At 68.2% G+C, this 24,808-nt stretch carries 25 protein-coding genes; 21 read left to right on the top strand and 4 right to left on the bottom strand.

From position 1 onward, the window contains the following. On the top strand, nucleotides 1-711 hold a 711-nt coding region (locus tag G579_RS19230; RefSeq protein ID WP_028990312.1), incomplete at its 5' end, for a hypothetical protein. A gap of 109 nt (nucleotides 712-820) precedes the next feature. On the opposite strand, the gene ilvA is transcribed toward G579_RS19230, so the two are convergent. The 3 genes from ilvA to G579_RS0111525 all read right to left on the bottom strand — a co-directional run bounded on the left by ilvA (nucleotide 821) and on the right by G579_RS0111525 (nucleotide 3,677). Then, nucleotides 821-2,332 carry a threonine ammonia-lyase, biosynthetic gene (gene ilvA, locus G579_RS0111535; RefSeq protein ID WP_028990311.1) on the bottom strand — a complete coding sequence of 504 codons (1,512 nt, stop codon included), beginning with the start codon at nucleotides 2,330-2,332 and terminating at the stop codon, nucleotides 821-823. 88 nt (nucleotides 2,333-2,420) lie between these two features. Further along, nucleotides 2,421-3,431, bottom strand: coding sequence for a YheT family hydrolase (locus tag G579_RS17240; protein WP_230973844.1), 1,011 nt, complete (start codon nucleotides 3,429-3,431; stop codon nucleotides 2,421-2,423). An 18-nt stretch (nucleotides 3,432-3,449) separates the two neighbouring features. After that, on the bottom strand, nucleotides 3,450-3,677 hold the full coding sequence (locus G579_RS0111525; RefSeq protein ID WP_028990310.1) for a hypothetical protein: 228 nt from the start codon (nucleotides 3,675-3,677) through the stop codon (nucleotides 3,450-3,452). A 260-nt stretch (nucleotides 3,678-3,937) separates the two neighbouring features. Here G579_RS0111525 and G579_RS0111520 point away from each other — a divergent pair, with 260 nt between their 5' ends. From G579_RS0111520 to recG, 9 genes are all read left to right on the top strand, one after another. Next, entirely contained in the window at nucleotides 3,938-4,384 is a 447-nt protein-coding gene (locus G579_RS0111520; RefSeq protein ID WP_028990309.1) for a host attachment protein, read from the top strand. A 143-nt stretch (nucleotides 4,385-4,527) separates the two neighbouring features. Next, on the top strand, nucleotides 4,528-5,397 hold the full coding sequence (locus G579_RS0111515) for a YicC/YloC family endoribonuclease (RefSeq protein ID WP_028990308.1): 870 nt from the start codon (nucleotides 4,528-4,530) through the stop codon (nucleotides 5,395-5,397). Between the two features lie 101 nt (nucleotides 5,398-5,498). Further along, nucleotides 5,499-6,131 (top strand): guanylate kinase, encoded by a 633-nt coding sequence (gmk, locus tag G579_RS0111510; RefSeq protein ID WP_028990307.1) that lies wholly within the window; start codon nucleotides 5,499-5,501, stop codon nucleotides 6,129-6,131. 133 nt (nucleotides 6,132-6,264) lie between these two features. After that, nucleotides 6,265-6,519 (top strand): DNA-directed RNA polymerase subunit omega, encoded by a 255-nt coding sequence (gene rpoZ, locus G579_RS17235; protein WP_051181477.1) that lies wholly within the window; start codon nucleotides 6,265-6,267, stop codon nucleotides 6,517-6,519. A 16-nt stretch (nucleotides 6,520-6,535) separates the two neighbouring features. After that, complete coding sequence (locus tag G579_RS0111500; protein WP_081662754.1) at nucleotides 6,536-8,776, top strand: RelA/SpoT family protein; 2,241 nt, start codon at nucleotides 6,536-6,538, stop codon at nucleotides 8,774-8,776. A gap of 7 nt (nucleotides 8,777-8,783) precedes the next feature. Continuing rightward, complete coding sequence (locus G579_RS17230; RefSeq protein WP_211218726.1) at nucleotides 8,784-9,773, top strand: mechanosensitive ion channel family protein; 990 nt, start codon at nucleotides 8,784-8,786, stop codon at nucleotides 9,771-9,773. A gap of 34 nt (nucleotides 9,774-9,807) precedes the next feature. Then, nucleotides 9,808-10,194, top strand: coding sequence for a RidA family protein (locus tag G579_RS0111490; RefSeq protein WP_028990305.1), 387 nt, complete (start codon nucleotides 9,808-9,810; stop codon nucleotides 10,192-10,194). 15 nt (nucleotides 10,195-10,209) lie between these two features. After that, nucleotides 10,210-10,440 (top strand): DUF1858 domain-containing protein, encoded by a 231-nt coding sequence (locus G579_RS0111485; RefSeq protein ID WP_051181474.1) that lies wholly within the window; start codon nucleotides 10,210-10,212, stop codon nucleotides 10,438-10,440. Beyond that, nucleotides 10,437-12,479: an ATP-dependent DNA helicase RecG gene (gene recG / locus G579_RS0111480; RefSeq protein WP_028990303.1), complete on the top strand. Its 2,043-nt coding sequence runs from the start codon at nucleotides 10,437-10,439 to the stop codon at nucleotides 12,477-12,479. Before G579_RS0111485 ends, recG begins: the two co-directional genes overlap by 4 nt. Before the next feature lie 9 nt (nucleotides 12,480-12,488). Here recG and msrA read toward each other — a convergent pair whose 3' ends face one another. Further along, a complete protein-coding gene (gene msrA, locus G579_RS0111475; RefSeq protein ID WP_028990302.1) occupies nucleotides 12,489-12,959 on the bottom strand; it encodes a peptide-methionine (S)-S-oxide reductase MsrA in 471 nt (156 codons plus the stop codon). A gap of 190 nt (nucleotides 12,960-13,149) precedes the next feature. Between msrA and G579_RS0111470 the strand changes: the two genes are divergently transcribed. The 11 genes from G579_RS0111470 to G579_RS0111420 all read left to right on the top strand — a co-directional run bounded on the left by G579_RS0111470 (nucleotide 13,150) and on the right by G579_RS0111420 (nucleotide 24,790). Continuing rightward, nucleotides 13,150-13,485 carry a DUF5335 domain-containing protein gene (locus G579_RS0111470; protein WP_028990301.1) on the top strand — a complete coding sequence of 112 codons (336 nt, stop codon included), beginning with the start codon at nucleotides 13,150-13,152 and terminating at the stop codon, nucleotides 13,483-13,485. Between the two features lie 107 nt (nucleotides 13,486-13,592). Continuing rightward, nucleotides 13,593-14,198 (top strand): class I SAM-dependent methyltransferase, encoded by a 606-nt coding sequence (locus G579_RS0111465; RefSeq protein WP_230973843.1) that lies wholly within the window; start codon nucleotides 13,593-13,595, stop codon nucleotides 14,196-14,198. Between the two features lie 102 nt (nucleotides 14,199-14,300). Then, nucleotides 14,301-15,245, top strand: coding sequence for a patatin-like phospholipase family protein (locus G579_RS17225; RefSeq protein ID WP_051181472.1), 945 nt, complete (start codon nucleotides 14,301-14,303; stop codon nucleotides 15,243-15,245). Nucleotides 15,246-15,269: 24 nt separating this feature from the next. Further along, nucleotides 15,270-15,722 carry a CopD family protein gene (locus G579_RS0111455; RefSeq protein ID WP_028990299.1) on the top strand — a complete coding sequence of 151 codons (453 nt, stop codon included), beginning with the start codon at nucleotides 15,270-15,272 and terminating at the stop codon, nucleotides 15,720-15,722. A 5-nt stretch (nucleotides 15,723-15,727) separates the two neighbouring features. Further along, entirely contained in the window at nucleotides 15,728-16,282 is a 555-nt protein-coding gene (locus tag G579_RS17220; protein WP_051181470.1) for a chorismate--pyruvate lyase family protein, read from the top strand. Then, nucleotides 16,279-17,133, top strand: coding sequence for a 4-hydroxybenzoate octaprenyltransferase (ubiA, locus tag G579_RS0111445; protein WP_038019631.1), 855 nt, complete (start codon nucleotides 16,279-16,281; stop codon nucleotides 17,131-17,133). Before G579_RS17220 ends, ubiA begins: the two co-directional genes overlap by 4 nt. 297 nt (nucleotides 17,134-17,430) lie before the next feature. Further along, nucleotides 17,431-19,638 (top strand): primosomal protein N', encoded by a 2,208-nt coding sequence (locus tag G579_RS0111440; protein ID WP_028990297.1) that lies wholly within the window; start codon nucleotides 17,431-17,433, stop codon nucleotides 19,636-19,638. Nucleotides 19,639-19,713: 75 nt separating this feature from the next. Continuing rightward, nucleotides 19,714-21,459, top strand: coding sequence for an arginine--tRNA ligase (gene argS, locus G579_RS0111435; RefSeq protein WP_028990296.1), 1,746 nt, complete (start codon nucleotides 19,714-19,716; stop codon nucleotides 21,457-21,459). 6 nt (nucleotides 21,460-21,465) lie between these two features. After that, complete coding sequence (locus tag G579_RS0111430; protein WP_028990295.1) at nucleotides 21,466-22,338, top strand: SPOR domain-containing protein; 873 nt, start codon at nucleotides 21,466-21,468, stop codon at nucleotides 22,336-22,338. 264 nt (nucleotides 22,339-22,602) lie between these two features. Beyond that, complete coding sequence (locus G579_RS17215) at nucleotides 22,603-23,991, top strand: DEAD/DEAH box helicase (RefSeq protein ID WP_051181468.1); 1,389 nt, start codon at nucleotides 22,603-22,605, stop codon at nucleotides 23,989-23,991. Nucleotides 23,992-24,157: 166 nt separating this feature from the next. Beyond that, nucleotides 24,158-24,790, top strand: coding sequence for a thiol:disulfide interchange protein DsbA/DsbL (locus G579_RS0111420; protein WP_028990294.1), 633 nt, complete (start codon nucleotides 24,158-24,160; stop codon nucleotides 24,788-24,790). Nucleotides 24,791-24,808 lie beyond the last annotated feature (18 nt).

Below are 24,808 nucleotides of genomic sequence, written 5' to 3'. Positions count from 1 at the left end.
GTGACCATCCGCGACATGCGCGAGGCCGGCATCTTCATCGACCGCATCATGGCGTGGGACAACAACTTCATCGATCATGTGAACTTCTTCCGCAACGGCGTGGGCATCAAGCAACAGGTGGACCCGAACTGGAGCGGCGGCGACAACCCCGGCATGGCCTACCTGGACAAGAACGTGTTCTACAACTGCCAGTTCGTCCAGAACGGCCGCGGCCTGGACTGGCCCGCCAAACGCCAGAACAACCTGAACGCCTTCGTCAACTCCCTGTTCCAGGACAACCGCGAGTATGCGGCCTACATGGCCAACAACGACTCCACGTTGTTCGTCAACACGGACTTCATCAACAACGGCGGCAACCCCAGCGTGCAGAACAACAAGCCGATCAGCTACGTCGGCTGCTACTTCCGCGCCGATGACCGGGGCGTGGCCATGATCGGTCCGGACTCGGGCGTCGAAGGCAGCAGCTTCGACCGCGGCTCATCGACCAAGGCGACCATCCTGGCCGGTTCGGGCAAGGGCTACTTCTACAACAGCACCGCCAACATGCCCTTGGGCAACCTGAGTTCCGGGCTGCTGATCAACAACAGCTTCTCGGCCAATGGCTCGCTGAGCCAGCAGGCGGTACTGGTGCAGAACGGCGCGACCTACGCGCTGGTGCCCGGCACGCCCAGCCCGATGCCGCAGCTGCTCTTCGGCAAGGCCCTGCTGTAAAGGGGCCTGCCTCGACTGTCCGGATGGCGGCAACAACGCCATCCGGGGTTTTTTGTCCACGAAAAAGCGCGCCGATTGGCGCGCTTTTTTCTTGTCCCGGATCCATCCTTCAACCGAGGAAAAGCTGATAGGCGGGGTTGCCCCCCTCCTCCGCGTACGGGTATCCCAACTGCTCCAGAAAACGTTGAAATTCGGGCAGCTCCGCCGGCGGCACCTCGATGCCGGCCAGCACCCGGCCGAAATCGGCGCCGTGGTTGCGGTAGTGGAACAGGCTGATGTTCCAATGCCCGCCCAGCTTGTCGAGGAATTCCATCAGCGCGCCGGGCCGCTCGGGAAACTCGAAGCGGTATACCAGCTCGTTGCGCACCTCGGGCGAATGGCCGCCGACCAGATGGCGAATGTGCAGCTTGGCCATTTCGTCGTCGGACAGATCGGTGGTGGCATAGCCTTGCCGGCTCAGCGTCTCGGTCAGGATTCGGGCGTCCTTGCGCGACTGAGTGCTGATGCCCACGAAGATATGGGCGCTGTCGCGACCGCTCAGCCGGTAGTTGAATTCGGTGATCACCCGTCGGCCGATGGCCTTGCAGAAGGCGCGGAAGGCTCCGGGCCGCTCGGGAATGGTCACGGCAAAGAGCGCCTCGCGCTGCTCGCCCAGCTCCGCCCGCTCGGCCACGAAGCGCAGGCGGTCGAAGTTCATGTTGGCGCCGGACAGGACGGCCACGAGGCGCTGGCCGCTGACGCCTTCGCGCGCCACATAGGCCTTCAGCCCCGCCACCGACAGGGCACCGGCGGGCTCCATCACCGCGCGAGTGTCGTCGAAGACGTCCTTGATGGCGGCACAGATCTCATCGTTGCTGACGCGGATGATCTCGTCCACAGTATCCTTGACGATAGCGAAGGTGTGCTCGCCCACCTCGCGCACTGCCACACCGTCGGCGAAGATGCCCACCTGATCCAGGGCGATGCGCCGGCCAGCCTGCAGGGACTGGTACATGGCGTCGGCCTCGAAGGGCTCCACGCCGATGATGCGCACCTGCGGCATCAGCACCTTGAGAAAGCCGGCCACCCCGGCAATCAGCCCGCCCCCTCCTACGGGCACAAAGACGGCGTCCAGATGGCCGTGGCTCTGGCGCAGGATCTCGTCGCCGATGGTGCCCTGGCCGGCGATCACCAGCGGATCGTCGAAAGGAGGGATGAAGGTCAGCCCCGTTTCCGCCACCAGCCGGTCGCAATGCGCCTTGGCGTCCGAATAGCTGTCGCCCGCCAGCACCACCTCGGCGCCATAGGCGCGCACGGCGTCCACCTTGATCTCCGGGGTGGTCTGCGGCATGACGATGACGGCCCGGATGCCCAGCCGCTGGGCCGAGAAGGCCACCCCCTGGGCGTGATTGCCGGCGCTCGCCGTGATCACCCCCCGCGTCCGCTCCGCCTCGCGCAAGTGGGCGATCATGTTGTAGGCGCCGCGCAGCTTGAAGCTGAACACGGGCTGCAGGTCCTCGCGTTTGAACGACACCGCGTTGTGCAGCCGGCGCGACAGATTAGCGGCCGCCTCCAGCGGCGTCTCCCGGGCCACGTCGTAGACGCGGCTGGTAAGGATTTGTCGGATCAGGGTATTCAGCATGGGGGCTCGGGGTGTGCAAAAACCATAACATAGCACAAGCGGGAGGTGCGTGCTGAATCGGAGGCTGTGAACGGACGAGGCGTCCCGCTCAGCTCCCGAGCACCCCCTCGAAATACCCCAGCAAATGCGCTGGCAGCCACTGCAAATGCCCCGGAAACGCCCCCGCCACGAACCCCACGTGCCCCCCGGCAGATTGGTAGTCCAAGCGCACCTGCTCGGATACGTCAGCCGACCCGGGCAGGGCGTCGGCGGGGCAGAAGGGATCGTCCAGGGCGTTGAGCAGCAGGGTCGGCACTCGAATGTGCGGCAGGTGGGGCTTGCTGGATGCGCGGCGCCAATAGTCGTCCACCCCGAGAAAGCCGTGCAGGGGCGCGGTCACGGTATCGTCGAAGGCGCGCAGGGTACGCGCACGGCGCAGGGCCCGGGCGTCGAAGAGCTCGGGAAAGCGACGCAGGCGGGCGGCTGCATTGGGCTTGAGGCTGCGCAGGAAATGCCAGGTGTAGAGGCGGTTGAAGCCGGCATCCAGGGCCGCGCCCGCCGCCGCCAGATCCATCGGCGCGCAGACCGCGGCGGCGGCATCCAGCCAGCGGCCGGCCGCCGCCCCGGCTTCGCCCAGATACTTGAGCAGCATGTTGCCGCCCAGGGAGACGCCGACGCCAAGGCAAGGCGCATCGCGCTGCCGCCCCAGGCGCTCCAGGATCCAGCCGATCTCCGCGCTATCGCCCGCGTGGTAGGCGCGCGGCAGACAGTTCAGCTCGCCGCTGCAGCCGCGAAAGTGCGGCACCACGCCGCGCCAGCCACGCGCCCGCAGGGCGGCCATCAGGGCGCGGGCGTAGTGCCCGCCGGAATTGCTCTCCAGGCCATGGAAGAGCACCAGCAACGGCGCATCCGCCGGCCCGTCGATCCAGTCCAGATCCAGGAAATCGCCATCCGGGGTGGCCCAGCGTTCGCGCCGATACGCCACCGGCGGCCGCGGGGCGAGCAGCGCGGCGTAGATGGTTTGGGCATGGCCGCCGCGCAGCCAGGCGGGCGGCTGAAAAGGCGTCAGAGGATCGCCCGCCCGCACCGGGCGGACAAGCGCGCAGCGAGGCGGCGTCAAGCGCGCGCCCCGGGCGTCTCAATCCTCGATGTAAGCGCCATGCTCCTTGAGGAAGTTCTCCAGCTCTTCCAGGCAGCTGCCGCAGCCGGAGCCGCAGGCGGCGTGGACCATGGTCAGGTCCATGAAAGGCAGCGGCTCGGCGCGCTGCCGGGCCAGGATCTCGTTGAAGCTGGCCTCGGAGCAGCAGCAGTAGGGGCTCAAGTCCACTTCGGCGGACTTGTCTTGGTTCTTGGCTTGGGCGGACATGGGAACTCCACTACAGAAAATTGGCCTATGCTTAGACAGAGGACAGCGCAAGAGTTTCGTGGCTTATGATATTGAGTTCCGGGCCTGGAGCCAAGGAACGCTTGGCGCTTTGCGCCCCTGCCGGGCTACGGGCTGACACGGCCATGCTTTCCCAGCGCACCCTCTAGATCAGAGGATGCCATTATCCCCTAGATCGCAGCAGAAGGAAATCCCGCCGAACAAGATGCGGCATCGTTCAACGGACATTGACGAGGTTGCTTATGACAATGATATGGGTGTTGGTGGCCAATGCCAGCGAGGCACGACTTTTCTTGAATCGCGGCTGCAACAAGGGGCTGGAACTGGTAAAGGAGATGCACCATCCCGACAGTCGCAAAAAGGGGGTGGATCTGGTGGCGGATGCCCCGGGCCGGATGCAGCAGAGCTTCTCGCCGGGCGCACGTCCCGCCATGGAACCGGCCACCCAGCCCAAGGAAGTCGAAGCCCAGCGTTTTGCCCAGGAGCTGGCCCAGCAGCTGCAAAGCGGGCGCACGGGCAATCAGTATGACCGCCTCGTCCTGGTGGCGCCGCCGAGCTTCCTCGGCCTGCTGCGCGACAGCCTGGACGGCCCGACGGCGGGCCTGATCCTGGATACTCTGAACAAGGACTACACCAAAAGCGACGAGCGGGAGCTGGTGACGCATCTCAGCAAGATCATGTGCCCCTAGAGACGCCCGTCCGCTTGCTGCTGTACAGACACAATGGCCCCCACGGGCCATTGTGGTTATGAGCGGGGCTACAAGGTCGGCCAGGCTATAACCCCGACCGCTCCTGATTTACAATGCAGGTTTTCATCTCTTAGGAATCGTCCATGATCCTCAGCATGACCGCCTTTGCCCGGCGCGAGACGCACAGCGCCCTGGGCTCCCTGTCCTGGGAACTGCGCACGGTGAACCACCGTTATCTCGAGATCAGCCCGCGCCTGCCGGAGGATCTGCGCGGCCTGGAAATGCGGGTACGGGAACAGATCCAAAAGCGCATCCGACGCGGCAAGGTGGATGCCACCCTGCGCTGGACGCCGCCCGTGGCCGGCGAGAACGGCGCGCTGGCGGTCAACGAGGCGCTGCTCAACGATCTGGCGCGTCTGGCCGCGCAGGTGGGCTTTCGCGTGGAAGCGCAGGCGCCGCTGTCGGCGCTCGACTTCCTCAAGTGGCCGGGCGTGCTGCAGAGCCCGAGCGTGGATCTCGAGCAGCTGCACGAGGCGGCGCTGGCGCTGCTGCGCGATGCCTTGCGCGAACTGGTGGACAGCCGGGCGCGCGAGGGCGAGAAGCTGGCGGCACTGCTGCGCGAGCGCCTGGACGCCATCGAGGCCACGGTGGCCGAGGTGCGCGCCCGCGTCCCCGCCCTGCTGGCCGATTACCGCAGCCGCCTGGAAGAACGCCTGGGCGAGCTGCGCGACAAGGTCGACCCGGCGCGCCTGGAACAGGAGATCGTGCTCTTTGCCACGCGCATCGACGTGGCCGAGGAACTGGATCGCCTGGACACCCACGTCGGCGAGGTGCGCCGCATCCTCGGCAGCGACGAGGCCGTCGGCCGGCGCCTGGACTTCATGATGCAGGAGCTGAACCGCGAAGCGAATACGCTCGGCTCCAAATCCGCAGACGCGCAAACCACCCAGGCCGCCGTGACCCTGAAAGTACTGATCGAGCAGATGCGCGAACAGGTGCAAAACATCGAGTGACGAACCATGAGGGCCGAGTGCCGAGACAACGGCCTGTCGCCGCTCCCGGCCGGGCGTCGTCCCGCCTCCGCGTTCAGCAAGCCAAAAAGAAAGGAATAACCGTGCAAACGCCATCCCACGCAGGCATTCTGTGGATCATTTCCGCGCCCAGCGGGGCCGGGAAGACGACTTTGAGCCGGGCGCTGATCGAACAGACGCCCGATCTGCGCCACTCGGTATCCTACACCACGCGTCCACCCCGCCCCGGCGAGCGGGATGGCGAGCACTACCATTTCGTGGATACCGCCACCTTCGAGCACATGGTGGAAGAGGGCGCCTTCCTGGAGCACGCGCACGTCTTCGGCAATCACTACGGCACCGGCGAGGACTGGGTGAAGCGCCAGCTGCTGATCGGCACTGACGTGCTGCTGGAAATCGACTGGCAGGGGGCGCGCCAGGTGCGCGAGCGCCTGCCCAAGCAGACGGTCAGCATCTTCATTCTGCCGCCGTCCGCCGATGTGCTCGAGGCGCGGCTGCGCGACCGCGGCCAGGACAGCGAGGAGGTCATCGCCCTGCGCACCCGCGAAGCGCAGCGGGAGATGATGCACTACGACGAGTACGATTACGTGGTGGTCAACGACCAGCTCGACGTCGCCTTGGCCCAATTGCGCTGCATCGTCAATGCCGAGCGGCTGCGCCTCAGCCGGCACACCGAGGAAATGCGCCAGCGCACGCGGGAACTCCTGCGGCTGTAGCGCTATCCAAAACAGGCACCTGCCGCCTGCTGCGCGGATCGGCACCCGGTCCGCACCGACTGGCATCCGTACGCCAAATGACGTAAGATGTTGTTTTGATTAACCCCCTTTTTGGATCGGCAAGGACACCCCAATGGCTCGCATCACCGTAGAAGACTGCCTGGAACACGTCAGCAACCGCTTTCAACTGACCCTGGTCGCCGCCCGCCGGGCCCGCCAGATCGCCATGGGCTCGGCGCCCAGGATCAACGACGACAAGGACAAGCCCACGGTGATCGCCCTGCGCGAAATCGCCGCCGGCAAGGTCGGCCTCGAAGTGCTGGACGAGCCCGTGTCCCCGCCGCGGGAGTTCTCGCCGCCGCCCTACCGGCACGAGGACGAGGCCTGACGCCTGAAGGAAGCGTATGACGCTCCCCACTCCCGCCGCCAGCGAGACCGCCAGGCACCAGGGTGACGCGCCGGCGGCGCTGTCCCGCTTCGTGCCTGACGCCCTGGCCGTCCCGGAACCGCCAGGGGAGCAGGCCTTCGCCCCCCTGCAGGAGGCGTTGCGCCAGTACATGGAGCCGGAGGAAATCGCCGGCGCCCATGCCGCCTTCGTGTATGCCGCCCACGCCCATCATGGCCAGGCCCGCCGCAGCGGCGAGCCCTACATCCTGCACCCGCTGGCGGTGGCCGGCATCCTCGCCGAGCTGCGCCTGGACCTGCCCTCCATCCAGGGAGCGATCCTGCACGACGTCATCGAGGACACGGGCGTCAGCAAGGAGGAGCTGAGCCAGTACTTCGGCGAGACCGTGGCCGACCTGGTCGACGGCGTCACCAAGTTGGGCAAGGTGCAGTTCGAAACCTCCGAGGAAGCGCAGGCGGAGAATTTCCGCAAGATGCTGTTGGCCATGTCCAAGGACATCCGCGTGGTGCTCATCAAGTTGGCCGACCGGCTGCACAACATGCGCACCATGGGCGTCATGGCCTCGGAAAAGCGCCGGCGCATCTCGCGCGAGACGCTGGAGATCTACGCGCCCATCGCTCAGCGCCTGGGCATCAATCCGATCCGCATCGAGCTCGAAGAGCTGGCCTTCGCCCACCTCTATCCCAAGCGCTGGCATGCCCTGTCCGAGGCGGTCCGGGCCGCGCGCGGCAACCGCAAGGAAGTGGTGACCAAGATCCGCGCCGCCATCGAGGAACGCCTGCGCCAGGAAGGCATCGAGGGCCGGGTGGTGGGCCGCGAGAAGCATATCTACAGCATCTACCAGAAGATGCAGAAGAAGTGCCTGTCCTTCAACGCCGTCAACGACATCTACGCCTTCCGCATCATCGTGGACACGGTGGACACCTGCTACCGGGTGCTGGGCCTGGTGCACAATCTGTACAAGCCCATTCCGGGCCGCTTCAAGGACTACATCGCCATCCCCAAGGCCAACGGCTACCAGTCCCTGCACACGGTGGTCTTCGGCCCCTTCGGCCATCCCATCGAGGTGCAGGTCCGTACCGAGGACATGCACCGGGTGGCCGAAGCGGGGGTGGCCGCCCATTGGCTCTACAAGACCGGCGAGCAGTCCACCAGCAGCGCCCAGCAGCAGGCGCGCGCCTGGCTGCAACAGCTGCTGGAACTGCAGCAGCAGGGCGGCGACTCGCGCGAGTTCCTGGAAAACGTGAAGATGGACCTCTTCCCCGACCAGGTCTACGTCTTCACCCCCAAGGGCAAGATCATGAGCCTGCCGCACGGCTCCACCACGGTGGACTTCGCCTATGCGGTGCACACCGACATCGGCAATCACTGCATCGCCGCCAAGGTCAACGACCAGTTCGTGCCGTTGCGCACGCCGCTCGCCAATGGCGATCACGTGGAGATCATCACCGCGCCGTCGGCCGCGCCCAATCCGGGCTGGCTGGATTTCGTGGTCACCGGCAAGGCGCGCACCAACATCCGCGCCCATCTCAAGAACATGCAGCGCACCGAGGCCGAGGCCATGGGCCGGCGTCTGCTGGACAAGGCGCTCAACTCGCTGGGCGGCAAGCTGGACGACGTGCTGATCGAGGACTGGCAGCGCATCCTGCCCACCTTCCGGATGGACACGCCCACGGCCCTGTTCGAAGCCGTCGGCATGGGCGAGGTCTTCCCGCTGGTGGTCGCCCACAGCCTGTTGCCGGAGCCGCTGGGCCCTCTTGAGGAAACGGACGCCCTGGCCGAGCGGAGCAAGAATTTCTCGCTCAGCATCCGCGGCACCGAGGGCATGCCGCTGACGCTGGCACGCTGTTGCCGGCCCATCCCGGGTGATCCCATCGTCGGCTTCGTCACCGCCGGGCGCGGCATCGTCGTGCACACTCCGGACTGCCCCAATATCGGCGAGTGGCGCAAGCGCCGCGACAAATGGGTGGACGTGCAGTGGGACCCGGAAGCCAGGGGCGAATACCCGGTCACCATCCGTGCCGTGGTCGAGCACGCCCGCGGCGTGCTGGCCAAGCTGGCCACCCTCATTGCCGAGGAAGGCTCCAACATCAACCACGTGGACATCGAGGAGAAGGACGGCCTCTACACGGGAATCACCTTCACCATCGACGTAGCCAACCGGGATCACCTGGCCCGCATCATGCGTGCGCTGCGCTCCCTGCCCGTGGTATCCCGCATCCAACGCCTGAAGGGGTAGCACGCCGGTGAGTCCAAATCTATCCGCCGGTCCGAACCTGGACCGCCTCCTGCTCGTCGGTGTCGACGAGGTGCTGAACTACCCCCTCTTCCATGTCGGCACCAGCGTGATCCGCCCCGTGGGCGTCCTGCAGTTCCTGCTGATCCTCGCCCTTGGCTGGTGGTTGTCCAAGGCGGTGCGCCACGCCGTCACCCGCCTGTCCGCCGGCGGCGTGCGCTTCGATCCCGGCGCCGCCTACACCCTGTCGCGCATCCTGCATTACGCCATCCTCGGCATCGCCGTAGTGCTCGCCCTGTCCAGCATGGGCGTCAACCTGAGCAACCTGGCCTTCCTCGGCGGCGCGGTCGGCGTCGGCCTCGGCGTCGGCCTCGGCTTCGGTCTGCGCAACATCTTCAGCAACTTCATCTCCGGCATCATCCTGCTTTTCGAGAAGACGCTGAAGGTGGGCGACTTCATCGAGCTGCCGAGCGGCATCCGCGGCATGGTCAAGGAGATCAACGTGCGCTTCACCCGCATCACCACCAATGACGACGTGGATGTGCTGGTGCCCAATTCCGATTTCATCAACGGCCAGGTGGTCAACTGGAGCTTCGACGAGTCGATCCGCCGCATCCACGTGCCCTTCGGCGTCGCCTACGGCAGCGACCGGGAACTGGTGCGCCGGGCGGTGATCGAGGCCGCCCGCGGCGTGCCGCGCACCGCCACCGGCGAGGGCCGGGAGCCGCAGGTCTGGCTGACGGGCTTCGGCGACAGCAGCCTCGACTTCGAGCTGGTGGTGTGGGTGGACCGCAAAGGGCTGATCAGTCCCGGCGCCACCCACGCGGCTTACACCTGGGCCATCGCCGAGGCGCTGGACGCGCACGGCATCGAAATCCCGTTCCCGCAACGGGACCTGCACCTGCGCTCCGGCGTGCTCGCCGTCCAGCGCGCCCCGCGCACGGCGGAAAATGCGGAGCCCGCTCCCCGGCCGGCGCGCTTGGCGCCGTCATCCAACTGAATCGTCCATCCACGCAGCAAAACGGAAGCAATCCATGTCCAAACAAATCATCCAAAGCGAATTTGCGCCCGCCGCCATCGGCACTTACAGCCAGGCGGTGAGCCACAATGGCCTGCTCTGGCTGTCCGGCCAGATCCCCCTGGATCCGCGCAACGGCCAGCTGGTGGAGGGCGATTTCGCCGCCCAGCTGAAGCAGGTGCTGGACAGCCTGCAGGCGGTCTGCCGGGCGGCCGGCACGGACCTGAGCCGGGCGGTCAAATTGAACGTCTACCTGACGGACTTAGGCCACTTCGCCACCGTCAACCGCATCATGAGCGAGTATCTGCAGGCCCCCTACCCCGCTCGCGCGGCCGTGCAGGTGGCCGCCCTGCCGCGCGGCGCGCAGGTGGAAATCGACGGCGTAGTCGCCCTGGGCGACTGAACGCGGAGGTGCGTGATGGTCGACAACGACGAAAAGCAGCAACTGGACATCAGCCTGCGGATGATGGAACTCATCAACCGCTACCCGGCCTTGGGGGAGGTGCTGCACCGCCATGGCGTGTTCTGCGACGAGTGCATCGCCGCCAACCATGACACTCTGAAAGAAGTGGCGCAGATGCACGGCATCGATCTGGCGCAATTGCTGGCCGAGCTGCAGGCGGCCCAGTCCAAACAGCCGCGCCGTTGAGCCTCGACCCCCAAGCACCCGTCACCGCGTTCAAGGGCGTCGGCCCCGGCGCCGCCGCGCGCCTGGCCAATCTCGGCATCGAGCGGGTGCAGGATCTCCTTTTTCACCTGCCCATGCGCTACCAGGACCGCCGCCGCATCTGGCCCATCGGCGGCCTGCGCCCGGAGCAGGAAGTGGCGGTGCGCGGCCGCATCGAGCTGGCCGAGGTGGCGCCGGGCAAGCGCCCGACCTTGATCGTGCGCATCAGCGACGGCACCGGTTTCCTGTCGCTGCGTTTCTTCCACTTCCACCCCGGCATGCGCGCCCAGCTGCGCCGGGGGCTGGCCATCTGGTGCTTCGGCGAAACCCGCGCCGGCCTCATCGGCCTGGAAATGGTTCACCCCGAGTGGCAGGTGGCGGCCAGCGAGGAGGCGCTGCACACGCCCGACCACCTCACGCCCTTCTACCCTGCCACCGAGGGCATCACCCAGCAGTCCCTGCGCCGCTGGATGGCGCAGGCGCTGGAGGCGCTGCCGCAACTCCCCGACCTCCTGCCGGAGCTCGGCGCCTTGGGCCTGCCGGATCTGCACAGCGCCCTGCGCGCCGTGCACCAACCCGTCGGCGAACCGCCCGGCCCCGCGCATCCGGCCCACCGCCGCCTGGCCTTCGAGGAGCTGCTGGCCCACCGGCTGGCGCTGCAACTGCTGCGCGGGCGCAAGCGCAACGAGCATGCGCCGACGCTGCAGGCGGAAGGCCGCCTGTGGCAGCAGCTGCTGGCGCAACTGCCCTTCGAGCCCACGGCCGCCCAGCGCCGGGTGATCGCCGAGATCGGCGCCGATCTGGCCCGCCCGACGCCCATGCAGCGCCTGTTGCAGGGCGACGTGGGCGCCGGCAAGACCCTGGTGGCGGTGGCCGCCGCCCTGCACGCCATCGAGGCGGGCTATCAGGTGGCGCTCATGGCGCCGACCGAGATTCTGGCCGAGCAGCACCGCGACAACATGGCGCGCTGGCTCGATCCACTGGGCGTCAAAAGCGGCTGGCTGGCGCAGAAGCAGGGTACTGCCGAGCGCCGCGCGGTGCTGGACGCTCTGGCCCGGCAGGAGCTGCAGCTGGCGGTCGGCACCCATGCCCTCTTCCAGGAGGGCGTGCAGTTCGCGCGCCTGGGCCTCGTCATCATCGACGAGCAGCACCGCTTCGGCGTGCATCAGCGCCTGCAGCTCAGGGCCAAGGGCGACGACCCGCACCTGCTGGTGATGACCGCCACCCCCATCCCGCGCACCCTAGCCATGACCGTGCACGCCGATCTGGATCTGTCGGTGCTGGACGAGCTGCCGCCCGGCCGCAGCCCGGTGGACACGGTGGTCATCAGCGACCAGCGCCGCGAGGAGGTGGTGGAGCGGGTGCGCAGTGCCGCCCTGGGCGGGCGGCAGGTGTACTGGGTCTGCCCGCTGATCGAAGAGTCCGAGGCCCTGCAGCTGCAGGCCGCCGAGCAGACCTACGCCGAGCTCGGTGAAGCCTTGCCGGAACTCAGGATCGGGCTGGTGCACGGGCGCATGAAGGGCGCGGAAAAGAGTGCGGTGATGAGTGCTTTCAAGGCCGGCGAGATCCAGCTCCTGGTGGCCACCACCGTCATCGAGGTGGGCGTGGACGTGCCCAACGCCAGCCTCATGATCATCGAGCACGCCGAGCGTCTGGGCCTGGCCCAGCTGCACCAGCTACGCGGGCGCGTCGGCCGCGGCGCGGCCAAGAGCGCCTGCGTGCTCATGTACCACCCGCCCCTGTCGCTCAAGGCGCGCGAGCGCCTGCAGGTGATGCGCGAGAGCCAGGACGGCTTCGTCATCGCCCGCAAGGACCTGGAAATCCGCGGCCCCGGCGAGTTTCTGGGGGTGCGGCAGACCGGGCTCGCCAACCTGCGCATCGCCGACCTGAACCGCGACGAGGACCTCCTGGAACGGGTGGCCGAGACTTCGGTGCGCCTGCGCCAGACGGACCCGCAGCGCTGCCAGGCGCTGGTGCAGCGCTGGCTCAGCGGGCGCCTGGACTACGGGGAGATCGCCTGAAGCCGCGGCTCAGAGATGGCAGTGGGCCAGACCGCGCTTTTCCAGATAGCGCTGGTGGTACTCCTCGGCGCGGTAGAAGGTAGCGGCGGGCACGATCTCGGTGACGATCTCGCGCGCGTAGCGGCCGGACTGCTGCAAGGCCGCCTTGGCGGCCCGCGCCGCCGCCTCCTGCGCCGGATCGTGATGGAAGATGACCGAGCGGTACTGGCTGCCGACGTCCGGCCCCTGCCGGTTGCGGGTGGTCGGGTCGTGGATCTGCCAGAACACACGCAGCAGCTCCTCGTAGCTCACCCGCGCCGGATCATAGGTCACCTGCACCACCTCCGCGTGCCCAGTGCGGTCCGTGCACACGTCCTCATAGCGCGGATTCGCCAGGGTACCGCCCATGTAGCCCACCGCCGCGTCCACCACCCCCGGCACCTGCCGGAAAGCCGCCTCCACGCCCCAGAAGCATCCCGCGCCGAAAGTCGCCTTGTCCATTGCCTGCCCTCCTCGATGCCCGTGATGCCAAGCGCTCTTCCATATGATCAGTGACCCGCCGGCGGGACGAACGTTCCGGCGACGCCGCGGGTGCCGACGAACATAGGACCATCGTCGGACGGCCCTTTATAGGGCCATCCGCCGCCCCCAAGATAGGCTTATCACTCACCAAAGCCAAGGAGGATTTCCCATGGCCACGCACAAACTGGACCACAGCCAATGGCAGACTTACTTCGACCGGGTATCCCGCGGCCTCGGCGGCCGGCAGGTGAGCATCGAAGTCACCGGACTGGCACTGGGCGACCAGATCGAGGCCGATGCACTCTCGCTCACCGGTCTGTCCTACGATCCCAAGGACAATCTGATCGAGATCGCCACCGAGGAGGTTGATCACCTCGTCCGCCAGCCGCGCGAGATCTACGTGGAGGAGGACGTCGAGGGGCTGCACAACGTGGAGATCGTCGATCCGGACGGCAATCACCAGATCATCCGGCTGCAGACGCCGCTGGCGCTCCCGGCCCACTGATACGGCTCCCGGGACATGGCGGCTGTTCCAATCGCCTCCGCAGCGCCCGCCTGTACCCTCCCGACGCCCGTTGCGCCAAGCTTGCCGGACACGACAGGAGGACGGACGTGGCAGAGCGCAGCGCAAACCTGGAGGCCCGGCTGTTCCCGGCCACGGTCATGCCGGATCGGGACTGGTGGCAGGCCTTGTGGCCCAATCCCGCCGAGGTGCTGCAGGCGCTGGGCGTCGGCGCCGGGCTGAGCGTGGTGGATCTGGGCTGCGGCGATGGCCACTTCACCGCCGCCTTGGCGCAATTGGCGGCGCCTGGCCGGGTCACCGGCCTCGATCTCGATCCTGCCCTGCTGGCCCAGGCGCAGGCCGTCTGCCCGCACTGCCATTGGATCCTGGGCGACGCCATGGCACTTAGCCGCCTGCTGCCGGAGGCGGTGGACTACGTGCTGATGGCCAACACCTTTCACGGCGTGCCGGACAAGGCCGCCCTGGTGCGCGAGGTGGCCGCCGTCCTCAAGCCGGGCGGACGCTTCGCCGTCGTCAACTGGCACCCCCTGCCGCGCGAGCAGACGCCGGTGCTGGGCCAGCCGCGCGGCCCGCGCACCGAACTGCGCCTGGCCCCGGCCCAGGTGCAAGCCGTGGCGGAGCCGGCCGGGCTGCGGCTGGCGAGCCTGGTGGAGCTGCCGCCCTACCACTACGGCATCCTCTTGCAAAAGCACTGAAAGCACCCGCTTTCGCAGCACCGGGACCTGTCCCGGGGACAGGACCGAGACGGGTGCGCCCACCGTGTTGGCGCGTGCCGCGCGGACAGGCATAATCCCCTCATGTCCCGGCCACCCGCTCCCCTCACCCTCGTCCTCGGCGCCGGCGGCGCGCGGGGACTGGCCCACGTGGGCGTGCTCAAGGCGTTGGCGGAGGCGGGAATCCCGGTGGGCGCGGTGGTGGGCTGCTCCATCGGCGCGGAGATCGGCGCCTTCTTCTGCGCCGGCGTCAGCGCGGCGGACCTGGAGGCGCTGGTGCTGCGCATGGACTGGAAGGAGACCTTCCGCCTGTTCCGTCCCGACTTCACCACCGGCGCCCTGACCCGCGGCGACCGCATCCATGCCTTCCTGGCCCAGCATCTCGGTCCCCGGGACATCGAGGATTTCGCCATCCCCTTCGCCTGCGTGGCCACCGACCTGGAGAGCGGCCGCGAGGAGGTCTTCGCCCGCGGCCCGGCGCTGGATGCCGTGCGCGCCAGCATCGCCCTGCCGCTCGCCATCCGGCCGCACCGCATCGGCACTCGCGTCTTCGCCGACGGCGGGCTGGTGGACCCGGTGCCGGTGGCGGTGGCGCGCGCCCTCTTCCCGGGAACGCTGCTCGCCGTGCTGGTGCACGAGGGCAGCCGCCCGCGGGAGTCCTGGCCGCCGCCCAAGGCCACGCCCGCCTGGCTGGCGGGCATGCAGGAGATGCTGGACGTAGAGGCGGTGGAGCGCAACCTGCCCTGGCTGAGCCAATGGCTGCGCCGCAACGTGGGCAACGGCGAGGCGGATCCCTCCCTGATCCAGGTGGGCCGCCGCTCGGTGGAAATCATGCAGAACCGCCTGGTCGAGCTGCAGCTGCAGCAGACGCCGCCGGATTTGACCTTGCGGCCCAAACTGGGGAATATCCTTGCCCTGGAGTTCCACAAGGGCGTGCCGGCCATGACGGCGGGCTACGAGGCCATGCAGGCCGCTCTGCCGGCCTTGCGGGCCCTGCTCGGCAGGACGCATGGCCCGGAGCGCACATAATCCACAAGAAGGAGAGGAGCACCCATGCTGTACGGACTGTCCAAGTTTCTGCACGTCGCCTCCGTGATCACCTGGGTCGGCGGCATGTTCTTCGCCTACATGGTGCTGCGCCCGGCCGCCGGGCCCATGACCGCTCCCGAGCGCCTGAGCCTGTGGGTGCGCACCTTCGGACGCTTCTTTCCGGGCGTATGGGCGGCGGTCGCCATCATCCTGGCCACCGGGCTTGGCATGATCTTCCTGAGCGGCGGCATGGGTGCGGTGCCCCTCTATGTGCACGTCATGTTCGGTCTCGGCCTGCTCATGATGCTGATCTTCGCGCACGTCTTCTTCGCGCCCTACAAGCGCCTGCGCACCCACGTGGCCGCCCAGCGCTGGGAGGAAGCCGGCAAGGCGCTGGCGCAGATCCGCAAGCTGGTGGCGCTCAACACCACCCTGGGCTTCATCGTGACCTTCTTCGCCGCCACCAAGCTCTTCTAGAACGCATGTCCCTCGGCTCGCCCGTCCCGCGCTGGAAGCCGCTGCAGCGCGCCCGCCCGCCCCGCCGGCTGCGCGGCTGGCTGGCGCAGCGCGGCTCCTTTACCGCGGCCCTGCGCCGCCATTGCCGCGGAACGGTACGTGCCCAGGTGATCCGCCACCGCCGCACCCAACCGGGCCCCCAGGAGCGCCGCCTGCTCGGCCTGCGGACCGGCGAGGGCGTGCTGCTGCGCGAAACCCTGCTGCGCTGCGGGACGCAGGCGCCCTGGGTCTATGCCCAGACCCTGATCCCTCTGAAGCACCTGCACAGCGGCTTGCGTTCGCTGCTCCGCCGCGGCGAGCGGCCCATCGGCGACCTGTTGTTCCGCCCCGGCCACCAGCTCCGGCGTGGCGTAATCACGGTCGCCCGTCTGGAGCACTGCATCCTGCCCCACACGACGGCGCGGCCGGAGCTGTGGGCGCGCCGTTCCGTGCTGCGGCAGAACGGCCATCGCCTGCTCATCACCGAAGTCCTGCTGCCGGATCTGCCACAGCCGCGGCAGCCCGCCTGGAAAGGCCGATGAGCAAGCTGCGCGATTACCTCCAGCTCATGCGGGCGCACCGGCCCATCGGCACCCTGCTCCTGCTGTGGCCGACCTATTGGGCGCTGTTCCTGGCCGGCCAGGGCCGGCCGCGCCTGGATCTCCTCGTGGTCTTCACCCTGGGCGTCTTTTTGATGCGCTCGGCCGGCTGCGTCATCAACGATTACTCGGACCGCCGCTTCGACGCCCACGTCGCCCGCACCCGCGACCGGCCGCTCGCCAGCGGCAGGGTGACGCCCCGCGAGGCGCTCGGCCTCTTTGCCGTGCTGGTCGGGCTGTCGGCCACGCTGCTCTTCTTCCTCGATCCGCTGACCATCGGTCTGGCGGTGGTCGCCCTGCTGCTGGCCGCCACCTACCCGCTGTTCAAGCGCTTCACTCACCTGCCGCAAGCCTATCTCGGCCTGGCCTTCAGCTGGGGCATTCCCATGGCCTTCGCCGCCCAGACCGGCCAGGTGCCCCTGCTGGCCTGGGTGCTGCTGGCCGCCAACGTCTGTTGGGTGCTGGCCTACGACACCGCCTACGCCATGGCCGACCGGGCGGACGACGTGAAGATCGGCGTCAAATCGACGGCCATCCTCTTCGGCCGCTTCGACCGGCTCATGATCGCCCTTTTCCATGGCCTGAGCCTTGCTTTTTTGGCCTGGGCCGGCTATCTGGCTCAGCTTGCCTGGCCCTTTTACCTGGGTCTGCTGCTCGCCGCGCTGCTGGCCGGCTACGAGCAATGGCTCATCCGCGCGCGCGACCCAGCCCTGAGCTTCTGCGCTTTCCTGCACAACAACTGGTTCGGCTTGACGGTATTCGCGGGGATGCTGGCGGCGCTCCACATGCCCTAAGGGGGCGGACGGCACTGGATTTTTTCCGGTGCTCCACAAAATTATGCACAGCATTGGTCATTTTTTTGACACTATCCGGCCGAGCACCGACTCGTCCAAGCACTATATAAGAAAAAACTTAAGATTTTGTTTTTAAAATAATTTAATTTCGCCTACTTTTTTGGCACGCAGCTCAAGGCTTTGCTGAATCAGACTTTAGGCTGAGTCGGATTTTGCTATCCACAAAGTTATCCACACATTTTGTGAACAATGGGATTAAGTTCCTGTCAGCACGAAATTATTTCATCGGGATCCCGCATGCCCGCCTCTGAGCCCTTTCTGATCCGAGTGGCGGTCTTCGCGCCCCTGCGCCGATTTTTCCACTACCTGCCCGCACCCGGCATGGCGGCAGAGCAGGTGCGGACAGGCCTGCGCGTGCGCGTGCCTTTCGGCAAGGGACAACGCTACGGCATCGTGCTCGGCCTGGATCGGCCGGCATCGCCGCAGGCCGGCCTGAAGCCCATCGGCGAAGTGCTCGACGAAGCGCCGCTGCTGCCCGACAGCCTGCATGCGCTGCTGACCTTCGCCGCCCAGTACTATCACCATCCTGTCGGCGAGGTCTGGGCCACCGCCCTGCCCACCCTGCTGCGCAAGGGCGGCGCGCCGGTGCCGGAGACCCTGGCCTGGACCCTGAGCGCGGCCGGCCAGGAACAGCTCGCGACCGGGCTCAAGCGCGCCCCCAAGCAGCGCCAGGCCCTCGCCTACCTGCGCGAACACGCCGCGCCGGTGGCGGAAGAACACTTGGCCCAGGCCTGGGGCCGGAGCTGGCGCAGCCTTCTGGCCCACTGCGCCGAGCGCGGCTGGATCCGCACCGCGCCCCGCCAGCCGTCGACGGCACCGGTCCCGCCGCCGCCCATGACCCTGAATTCGGCGCAGGCGGCCGCCGTGGCGGCCATCGGCGCGGTCCCCGGCTTCACGGCGCACCTCCTGGACGGCATCACCGGCAGCGGCAAGACCGCGGTCTATCTGGAAGCCATCGCACCGCTGCTGGCGGCCGGCAAGCAGGCCTTAGTGCTGGTGCCCGACATCAGCCTGACGCCGCAGCTCTTGCAGCGCTTCGCCGACCGCTTCGGGGCGGCGCGGGTGGCGGCCCTGCACTCGGGCCTGACCGACGCTCAGCGGCTGGCCGTCTGGAGCCAGGCCCGGCGCGGCGAGATCGCCGTCCTGGTGGGCACGCGCTCGGCGCTCTTCACCCCGCTGGCGCGCCCGGGCATCCTGATCGTGGACGAGGAACACGATGCCTCCCTCAAGCAGCAGGAAGGCTTCCGCTACTCCGCGCGCGATCTGGCCGTGGCGCGGGCGCGCTTCGAGGACATTCCGGTGGTGCTCGGCTCGGCCACGCCGTCCCTGGAAAGCCTCCACAACGTGCAGCAGGGCCGCTATCGTCACCTGACTCTGCCGCAGCGCGCCGGCGGCGCCGCTCTGCCGACGGTGGAGCTCGTCGATCTGCGCCGCCAGCCGCTGCAGGGCGGCCTGTCCGCACCCCTGCTGCAGGCCGTGCACGACACCCTGGCACGCGGCGAGCAGGTGCTGCTCTTCATCAATCGCCGCGGCTTCGCTCCCGCCATCCTCTGCCACGAATGCGGCTGGGTGGCCTACTGCAGGCGCTGCAGCGTGCCGCTGACCCTGCACCAAGGCGCCCGCCGGCTGCGCTGCCATCACTGCGGCGCCGAACAGCGCATCCCCGAGCAGTGCGGCAACGCCCTGTGCGGCAGTCCGCAGCTCATCCCCGTCGGCCAGGGCACCGAGCAGGTGGAAAGCGCCCTGCGCGCGCAGCCGGAGCTGGCGAACTTCCCGGTGCAGCGCATCGATCGCGACGCGGTGCGGCGCAAGGGCGCGTTGGAGGCAGCCCTGGCGACGGTGCAGCGCGGCACGCCGCAGATTCTGGTGGGCACGCAGATGCTGGCCAAGGGCCACCATTTTCCGGATGTCACCCTGGTGGGCATCGTCAACGCCGACCAGGGCCTTTTCAGCAACGACTTCCGCGGCCAGGAGCGGCTCCTGGCCATGGTCGTCCAGGTGGCCGGACGCGCCGGCCGGGCGGAAAAGCCGGGCCGGGTGCTGATCCAGACCCACCACCCGGAGCATCCGCTCATGCAGGCCCTGCGCCGCCTGGACTACGGCGGCTACGCCACGATCCTGCTGGAGGAGCGCCGCGCCGCCGGCCTGCCGCCCTACACCTGCCTGGCCCTGCTCCACGCCGAAGCCCACCAGCCCGGGCTGGCCCTGCACTTCCTGCAGGAAGCCGCCGCCTGCCTGCACCACCCGGCCCTGAGCGTGCACGGCCCCTTCCCCGCGCCGGTGGAGCGCCGTGCCGGCCGCTACCGGGCGCAGCTCTGGCTGCAGGCACCGCGCCGCGAGCTCATGGCCCACGCCCTCGGCCCCTGGATGCCCGAGGTGGAGAAGCTGCCTGCCGCCAGGCGGGTGCGCTGGTCGCTGGACGTGGATCCGCTCGACCTGCTGTAAAGCCGGCCGGCCGCATTCCCCCTGCCCGCGGATTGCATTAAACTTCCACCCTAAAACCGACTTGCGAGAACCCCAGTGAAGACCCTGCTCAGCGAACTACTCCAGACCGCCGTCCGTCAGCTCCAGACCCAAGGCCTCCTCGACGAGGGCCTGTCCGCCAGGATCCAGCTGGATCGTCCCAAGCAGCGGTCGCACGGCCACTTCGCCAGCAACCTCGCCCTGGTCTTGGCCAAGGCCGCCGGGCGCAAGCCGCGCGAGCTGGCCGAGGCCCTCGCCGCCGCCCTGCCGGCCTCGCCCTGGGTGGACAAGGTGGAGATCGCCGGACCCGGCTTCATCAACTTCTTCCTGACCCCGGCCGCCTTCCAGGAGGTAGTGCGCCAGGCGCTGCGCGATCCCGCCGGCTTCGGCCGCAGCGACATCGGCGCCGGTCGCCACGTACAGCTGGAGTTCGTCTCCGCCAACCCCACCGGCCCCCTGCACGTGGGCCATGGCCGCGGCGCCGCCTACGGCGCCAGCCTGGCCAACCTCCTGGATTTCGCCGGCTTCCGCGTGCACCGCGAGTACTACGTCAACGATGCCGGCCGGCAGATGGACATCCTGGCCGTGAGCGTGTGGCTGCGCTACCTGGAAGCCCTGGGCGTGGCCTACCCCTTCCCGCCCAATGCCTATCAGGGCGACTACGTGCGCGCCATCGCAGCCGATCTGCAGGCGGCGCACGGCGAGCGCTTCCGGGCGGATGCCGCCGCCCTGGCCGGCCTGCCCGATCCGGCGGCGCAGCCGGAGGAATACCTGGACGCCTTGATCGCGCGCGCCCGCGAGCTGCTCGGCGCCGAGAACTTCGCCATCGTTCACGCCGCCGGCCTCGACGACATCCTCGACGACATCCGCGACGATCTGGCCGAGTTCGGCGTCACCTACGACACCTGGTTCTCGGAGCGCAGCCTGATGGAGCGCGGGCTGGTGCAGGAGACCATCGATCAGTTGCAGGCGGCGGGGCACCTGTACGAAAAGGAGGGTGCCCTGTGGTTCCGCTCCACCGCCTTCGGCGACGACAAGGACCGCGTGGTGCGGCGCGAGAACGGCGCCTACACCTACTTCGCCTCCGACATCGCCTACCACGCCGACAAGTTCGCGCGCGGCATCGAGCATGTCATCGACATGTGGGGCGCGGACCACCACGGCTATGTGCCGCGGGTGAAGGCGGCCCTGCAGGCCCTCGGCCTGGATCCGGCGCGCCTGGAAGTGCTGCTGGTGCAGTTCGCCATCCTCTACCGCGGCCAGGAAAAGGTGTCCATGTCCACCCGCGCCGGCGAGTTCGTCACCCTGCGCGAGCTGCGCCAGGAGGTGGGCAACGACGCCGCCCGCTTCTTCTACGTGCTGCGCCGCGCCGACCAGCATCTGGACTTCGACCTGGAGCTGGCCAAGAGCCAGTCCGAGGAAAACCCGGTGTTCTACATCCAGTACGCCCACGCCCGCATCCACAGCGTGTTCCGCCAGGCATTGGAGCGCGGCTACGCTCTGCCGCAGTGGGCGCAGGCGGATCTCGCGCCGCTGGACAGCGATTACGAGATCAACCTGGCCGACATCCTGGCGCGCTTTCCGGAAACCGTGGCCCAGGCCGCCTTGGAGCGCGAACCGCACCAGATCGCCTTCTACCTGAAGGAACTGGCCAGCGAGTTCCACACTTATTACAACGCCAGCCGCTTCCTGCTCGAAGACGAAGCCCTGCGGACCGCCCGCCTGGCGCTGATCCGCGCCATCGCCTACGTGCTTGCCAGCGGTTTGGCCCTGCTGGGCGTCAGCGCACCCGAACAGATGTAATCCCGCATGCGCGACTACAAAAGCCAGACCAGCCGCTCGCGTCCCAGCCCGCCGCGCCGACCCGCGGCCAAGCGCGGCGGCGGCAAGGGCGGCAAAGGCAGCGGCGGCAGTACGCCCGGTCTGCTCTGGCTGGCGGCCGGCCTGACGGCCGGTCTTTTCATTGCCTTCCTGGTGTACCTCGGCGGCCGGGAGGAGGAGCCCGGCCCCGACCTGCGCGTGGCCGAGCAGCCGCCTGCCATCGCACTGTCCGACCAAAGCGAAAAGGCAGCACGGCCCGCGCCCCGGAAGGAAGCGCCCAAGCACCCGGACAAGGACGTGCAGGCTCTGCTGGAGCAGCCGTTGCCGCCGCCGGCACTGAAGCAGCCGGAAGCAGGCGCCGGCGCACCGGACCAGCCGACCGCCGCCGCCCGCTCGCCCAAGGCGGACAAGCCGGCCGCCAAGAAGGAGGCGCAGGAACCGGCCACGCCGCAGTACGAGTTCTACAACCTGTTGCCGAACATGGAAGTCGAGGTACCCGCCGATGCCCTCGACACCGCGCCCCCGCCGCCGCCCCTTCTGCCGGAACTGGCCGGCGGCACCAACGATGCGGCGGAAGGCGCGGCGCCCCTCAAGGCCCCGACCCCTACCGCCCAACTCGCGCCCGGCGAATACTTCATCATCCAGGCGGGAGCCTACCGCAGCCCCAAGGAAGCCGAAGCCGTCAGCGCGAAGCTGGCCCTGCTGGGCCTGGAAACCAAGATCCAGCCCGTGGACATCCCCGGCCAGGGCAAGTGGTACCGGGTCCGCAGCGGCCCTTACTACAAGGCGGACGAGGCACAGCGGGCCGTGCGCAGGGCACAGGGCAGCGGTGCCCGGATCATGGTGATCAAGACCCGCTAGGGCGCCGCGACGCCAACGCGGCCAAAAGCCCTGGCTTTTTCCCGGCGCATCGGGTATAGTGCCCGCACCTTAGATAGGTACATGCGCGTCCGACCCTCTCTCGATGCAAGGCAGGCTTCCTGGGTTAGTGACGTTGATCAGGAACCTGGCTGTCCCACGGCCTCTGCGGCCTTTCCAGCCGAAGCACAGCTTAGCCACAGGTCCACCCGCGCGGGCAATGCCCGCCCCATGTCCCACCCTTGCCAGGCGGGAGAGCGTACTTTTATGTCTTTTCAAGAATTGCAACTTGCCGAACCCCTGCTGCGCGCCATCGAGGCCAGCGGCTACACCAATCCCACGGAAATCCAGCGCCAGGCCATCCCCGTCGCCCTGGAAGGCCGTGACCTGATGGCCTCGGCCCAGACCGGCACCGGCAAGACGGCCGCCTTTGTGCTGCCCGCCCTGCAGCGGCTGCAAAGCCCGGCCCCCGTCAAGGGCCGCGGCCCGCGCGTGCTGGTGCTGACGCCGACCCGCGAGCTGGCCACCCAGGTGCAGGACGCCATCAAGCGTTATGCCCGCTTTACCAAGCTGCGCGTCGGCGCCATCGTCGGCGGCGTGCCCTATCCGGCGCAGGAGCGCCTGCTGGCGCAGCCGCTCGACCTGCTGGTCGCCACGCCCGGCCGCCTGATCGACCACATGCAGCGCAAGCGTGTGGATTTCTCGCGCCTGGAGCTGCTGGTCCTCGACGAAGCCGACCGCATGCTGGACATGGGCTTCATCGAGCCGGTGGAGCAGATCGCCGCCGCCACGCCGGCCAACCGCCAGACCCTGCTCTTTTCCGCCACCCTGGAAGGCAGCATTGCCCGCCTGGCCGCGCGCATGCTCCGCGATCCCGTGCGCATCCAGGTCGCCGGCGTGCAGGAAAAGCACGACAACATCGAGCAGCGCGTCCACATCGCCGACAACGTCGAGCACAAGCGCCGCCTGCTGGAGCACCTGCTGGACCAGGCGGACGTGACCCAGGCGATCATCTTCACCGCCACCAAGGCCGCCGCCGACAACCTGGCCATGGACCTGGCCGACCAGGGCCACGCCACGGCCGCCCTGCACGGCGACATGCGCCAGTCAGCGCGCAACCGCACCGTGCAGCGCATGCGCCGCGGCGACGTGCGCGTGCTGGTCGCCACCGACGTGGCGGCCCGCGGCCTGGACATCCAGGGCATCAGCCACGTGATCAACTTCGACCTGCCCATGGTGGCCGAGGACTACGTGCACCGCATCGGCCGCACCGGCCGCGGCGGCGCCTTCGGCGTGGCGGTGTCGCTCACCGGCCCGCAGGACTGGCATCACCTGACCCGCATCGAGCGCTTCACCGGCCAGAAGCTGGCCCGCGCAGTCATTCCCGGCCTCGAACCCAAGCGGCCGGAACCGCGCATGGGCGGCCGCAGCGACGGCGGCCCGCGCCGCCCCAGCGGCAACAACCGCCCGCGCCATGGCGAAGCGGCGCGCGGCCAAAGCGAGCGGCGTCACGGCGGCTATGCGGCCCACAGCCAGAGCGAGCGCGCCGCCCGCCCGCAGCAGCGCGGCGATGGCGCCGGTCCTGGCAAACGCCGGGAGTTCGGCGATGCCCGCCCCGCGCGCAGCGAAGGCGGTTATCGGCGCCGTTTCGGCTGAAAACGAAAACCGGGCTCTGCCCGGTTTTTTTTCGCCCATCGGGTCAACACTTTTCCTGGCCGGTGCGTTTGCTAAGATTAGCGGGTCACCCGACGCCCGCTTCGGCATTCACCCGTTTCTGCGCCGGCGGCAACCGCCGCCCGGCGCACCGATTTGAGGAAGGCAAATGACTTTGAGCAAAGCTTTCAGCCGCATCCTGCTGCTTCTGTTTCTCAGCACGCCGCTTTTGGCCAGCGCCCTGACCGCCGGCACCGACTACGCGCCCCTGGACCGGCCGGTGCCGGCCGACAGCCGCCGCGGCGTGGAAGTGGTGGAGGTCTTTTCCTTCAGCTGCCCCCATTGCTACGAGTTGGAGCCGGCGCTGAAGGCCTGGATCGCCAAGAACCGCGGCAAGGTGAACTTCGTAGCCCTGCCGGTGGTGGCCAGCCCCAACTCCGAGCCCCTGGCCCGCGCCTTCTATGCCGCCCAGGTGCTGGGCAAGGAATGGCCCTATCGGGAGGCGCTGTTCAACGCCATTCACAAGGAAGGGCAGGACTGGCGCAATTCCGACACCTTGCTGAAGGCCGCCGCCAAGGTGGGCCTGGATCCCAAGAAGTTCGAGGCGACCATGAACTCCTTTACGGTGCAGACCCGCGTCAATCGCGCCCGCCAGCTGACCGAAGCCTATGGCATCACCGGCGTGCCGAGCATGGTCGTGGCCGGCCAGTACCGGACCTCGCCCGCCTACACCAATGGCGACAACGTGCGCATGCTGGGCATCGTGGACGAACTGGTCCGCACCGCGCGCCCCGCCCGCTGACCCAACCCCGCCGGGCGC

The organism is Thermithiobacillus tepidarius DSM 3134 (assembly GCF_000423825.1).
GTDB classification, from domain to species: Bacteria; Pseudomonadota; Gammaproteobacteria; order Acidithiobacillales; family Thermithiobacillaceae; genus Thermithiobacillus; species Thermithiobacillus tepidarius.
Note: the sequence above shows the minus strand (reverse complement) of the source record. Positions and strands in the feature narration are given on the sequence as shown.

Excerpts from the sequence above, each read along its gene's own strand:
- G579_RS0111430 (WP_028990295.1), top strand. The coding sequence starts at position 21,466 with ATGCGCGACTACAAAAGCCAGACCAGCCGCTCGCGTCCCAGCCCGCCG.
- G579_RS17225 (WP_051181472.1), top strand. The coding sequence starts at position 14,301 with ATGTCCCGGCCACCCGCTCCCCTCACCCTCGTCCTCGGCGCCGGCGGC.
- G579_RS0111420 (WP_028990294.1), top strand. The coding sequence starts at position 24,158 with ATGACTTTGAGCAAAGCTTTCAGCCGCATCCTGCTGCTTCTGTTTCTC.
- G579_RS0111500 (WP_081662754.1), top strand. The coding sequence starts at position 6,536 with ATGACGCTCCCCACTCCCGCCGCCAGCGAGACCGCCAGGCACCAGGGT.
- G579_RS0111470 (WP_028990301.1), top strand. The coding sequence starts at position 13,150 with ATGGCCACGCACAAACTGGACCACAGCCAATGGCAGACTTACTTCGAC.
- G579_RS0111490 (WP_028990305.1), top strand. The coding sequence starts at position 9,808 with ATGTCCAAACAAATCATCCAAAGCGAATTTGCGCCCGCCGCCATCGGC.
- ubiA (WP_038019631.1), top strand. The coding sequence starts at position 16,279 with ATGAGCAAGCTGCGCGATTACCTCCAGCTCATGCGGGCGCACCGGCCC.
- G579_RS0111440 (WP_028990297.1), top strand. The coding sequence starts at position 17,431 with ATGCCCGCCTCTGAGCCCTTTCTGATCCGAGTGGCGGTCTTCGCGCCC.
- G579_RS17215 (WP_051181468.1), top strand. The coding sequence starts at position 22,603 with ATGTCTTTTCAAGAATTGCAACTTGCCGAACCCCTGCTGCGCGCCATC.
- G579_RS0111525 (WP_028990310.1), bottom strand. The coding sequence starts at position 3,677 with ATGTCCGCCCAAGCCAAGAACCAAGACAAGTCCGCCGAAGTGGACTTG.
- G579_RS0111515 (WP_028990308.1), top strand. The coding sequence starts at position 4,528 with ATGATCCTCAGCATGACCGCCTTTGCCCGGCGCGAGACGCACAGCGCC.
- rpoZ (WP_051181477.1), top strand. The coding sequence starts at position 6,265 with ATGGCTCGCATCACCGTAGAAGACTGCCTGGAACACGTCAGCAACCGC.
- G579_RS0111485 (WP_051181474.1), top strand. The coding sequence starts at position 10,210 with ATGGTCGACAACGACGAAAAGCAGCAACTGGACATCAGCCTGCGGATG.
- msrA (WP_028990302.1), bottom strand. The coding sequence starts at position 12,959 with ATGGACAAGGCGACTTTCGGCGCGGGATGCTTCTGGGGCGTGGAGGCG.
- G579_RS0111520 (WP_028990309.1), top strand. The coding sequence starts at position 3,938 with ATGACAATGATATGGGTGTTGGTGGCCAATGCCAGCGAGGCACGACTT.
- ilvA (WP_028990311.1), bottom strand. The coding sequence starts at position 2,332 with ATGCTGAATACCCTGATCCGACAAATCCTTACCAGCCGCGTCTACGAC.
- G579_RS17220 (WP_051181470.1), top strand. The coding sequence starts at position 15,728 with ATGTCCCTCGGCTCGCCCGTCCCGCGCTGGAAGCCGCTGCAGCGCGCC.
- G579_RS0111455 (WP_028990299.1), top strand. The coding sequence starts at position 15,270 with ATGCTGTACGGACTGTCCAAGTTTCTGCACGTCGCCTCCGTGATCACC.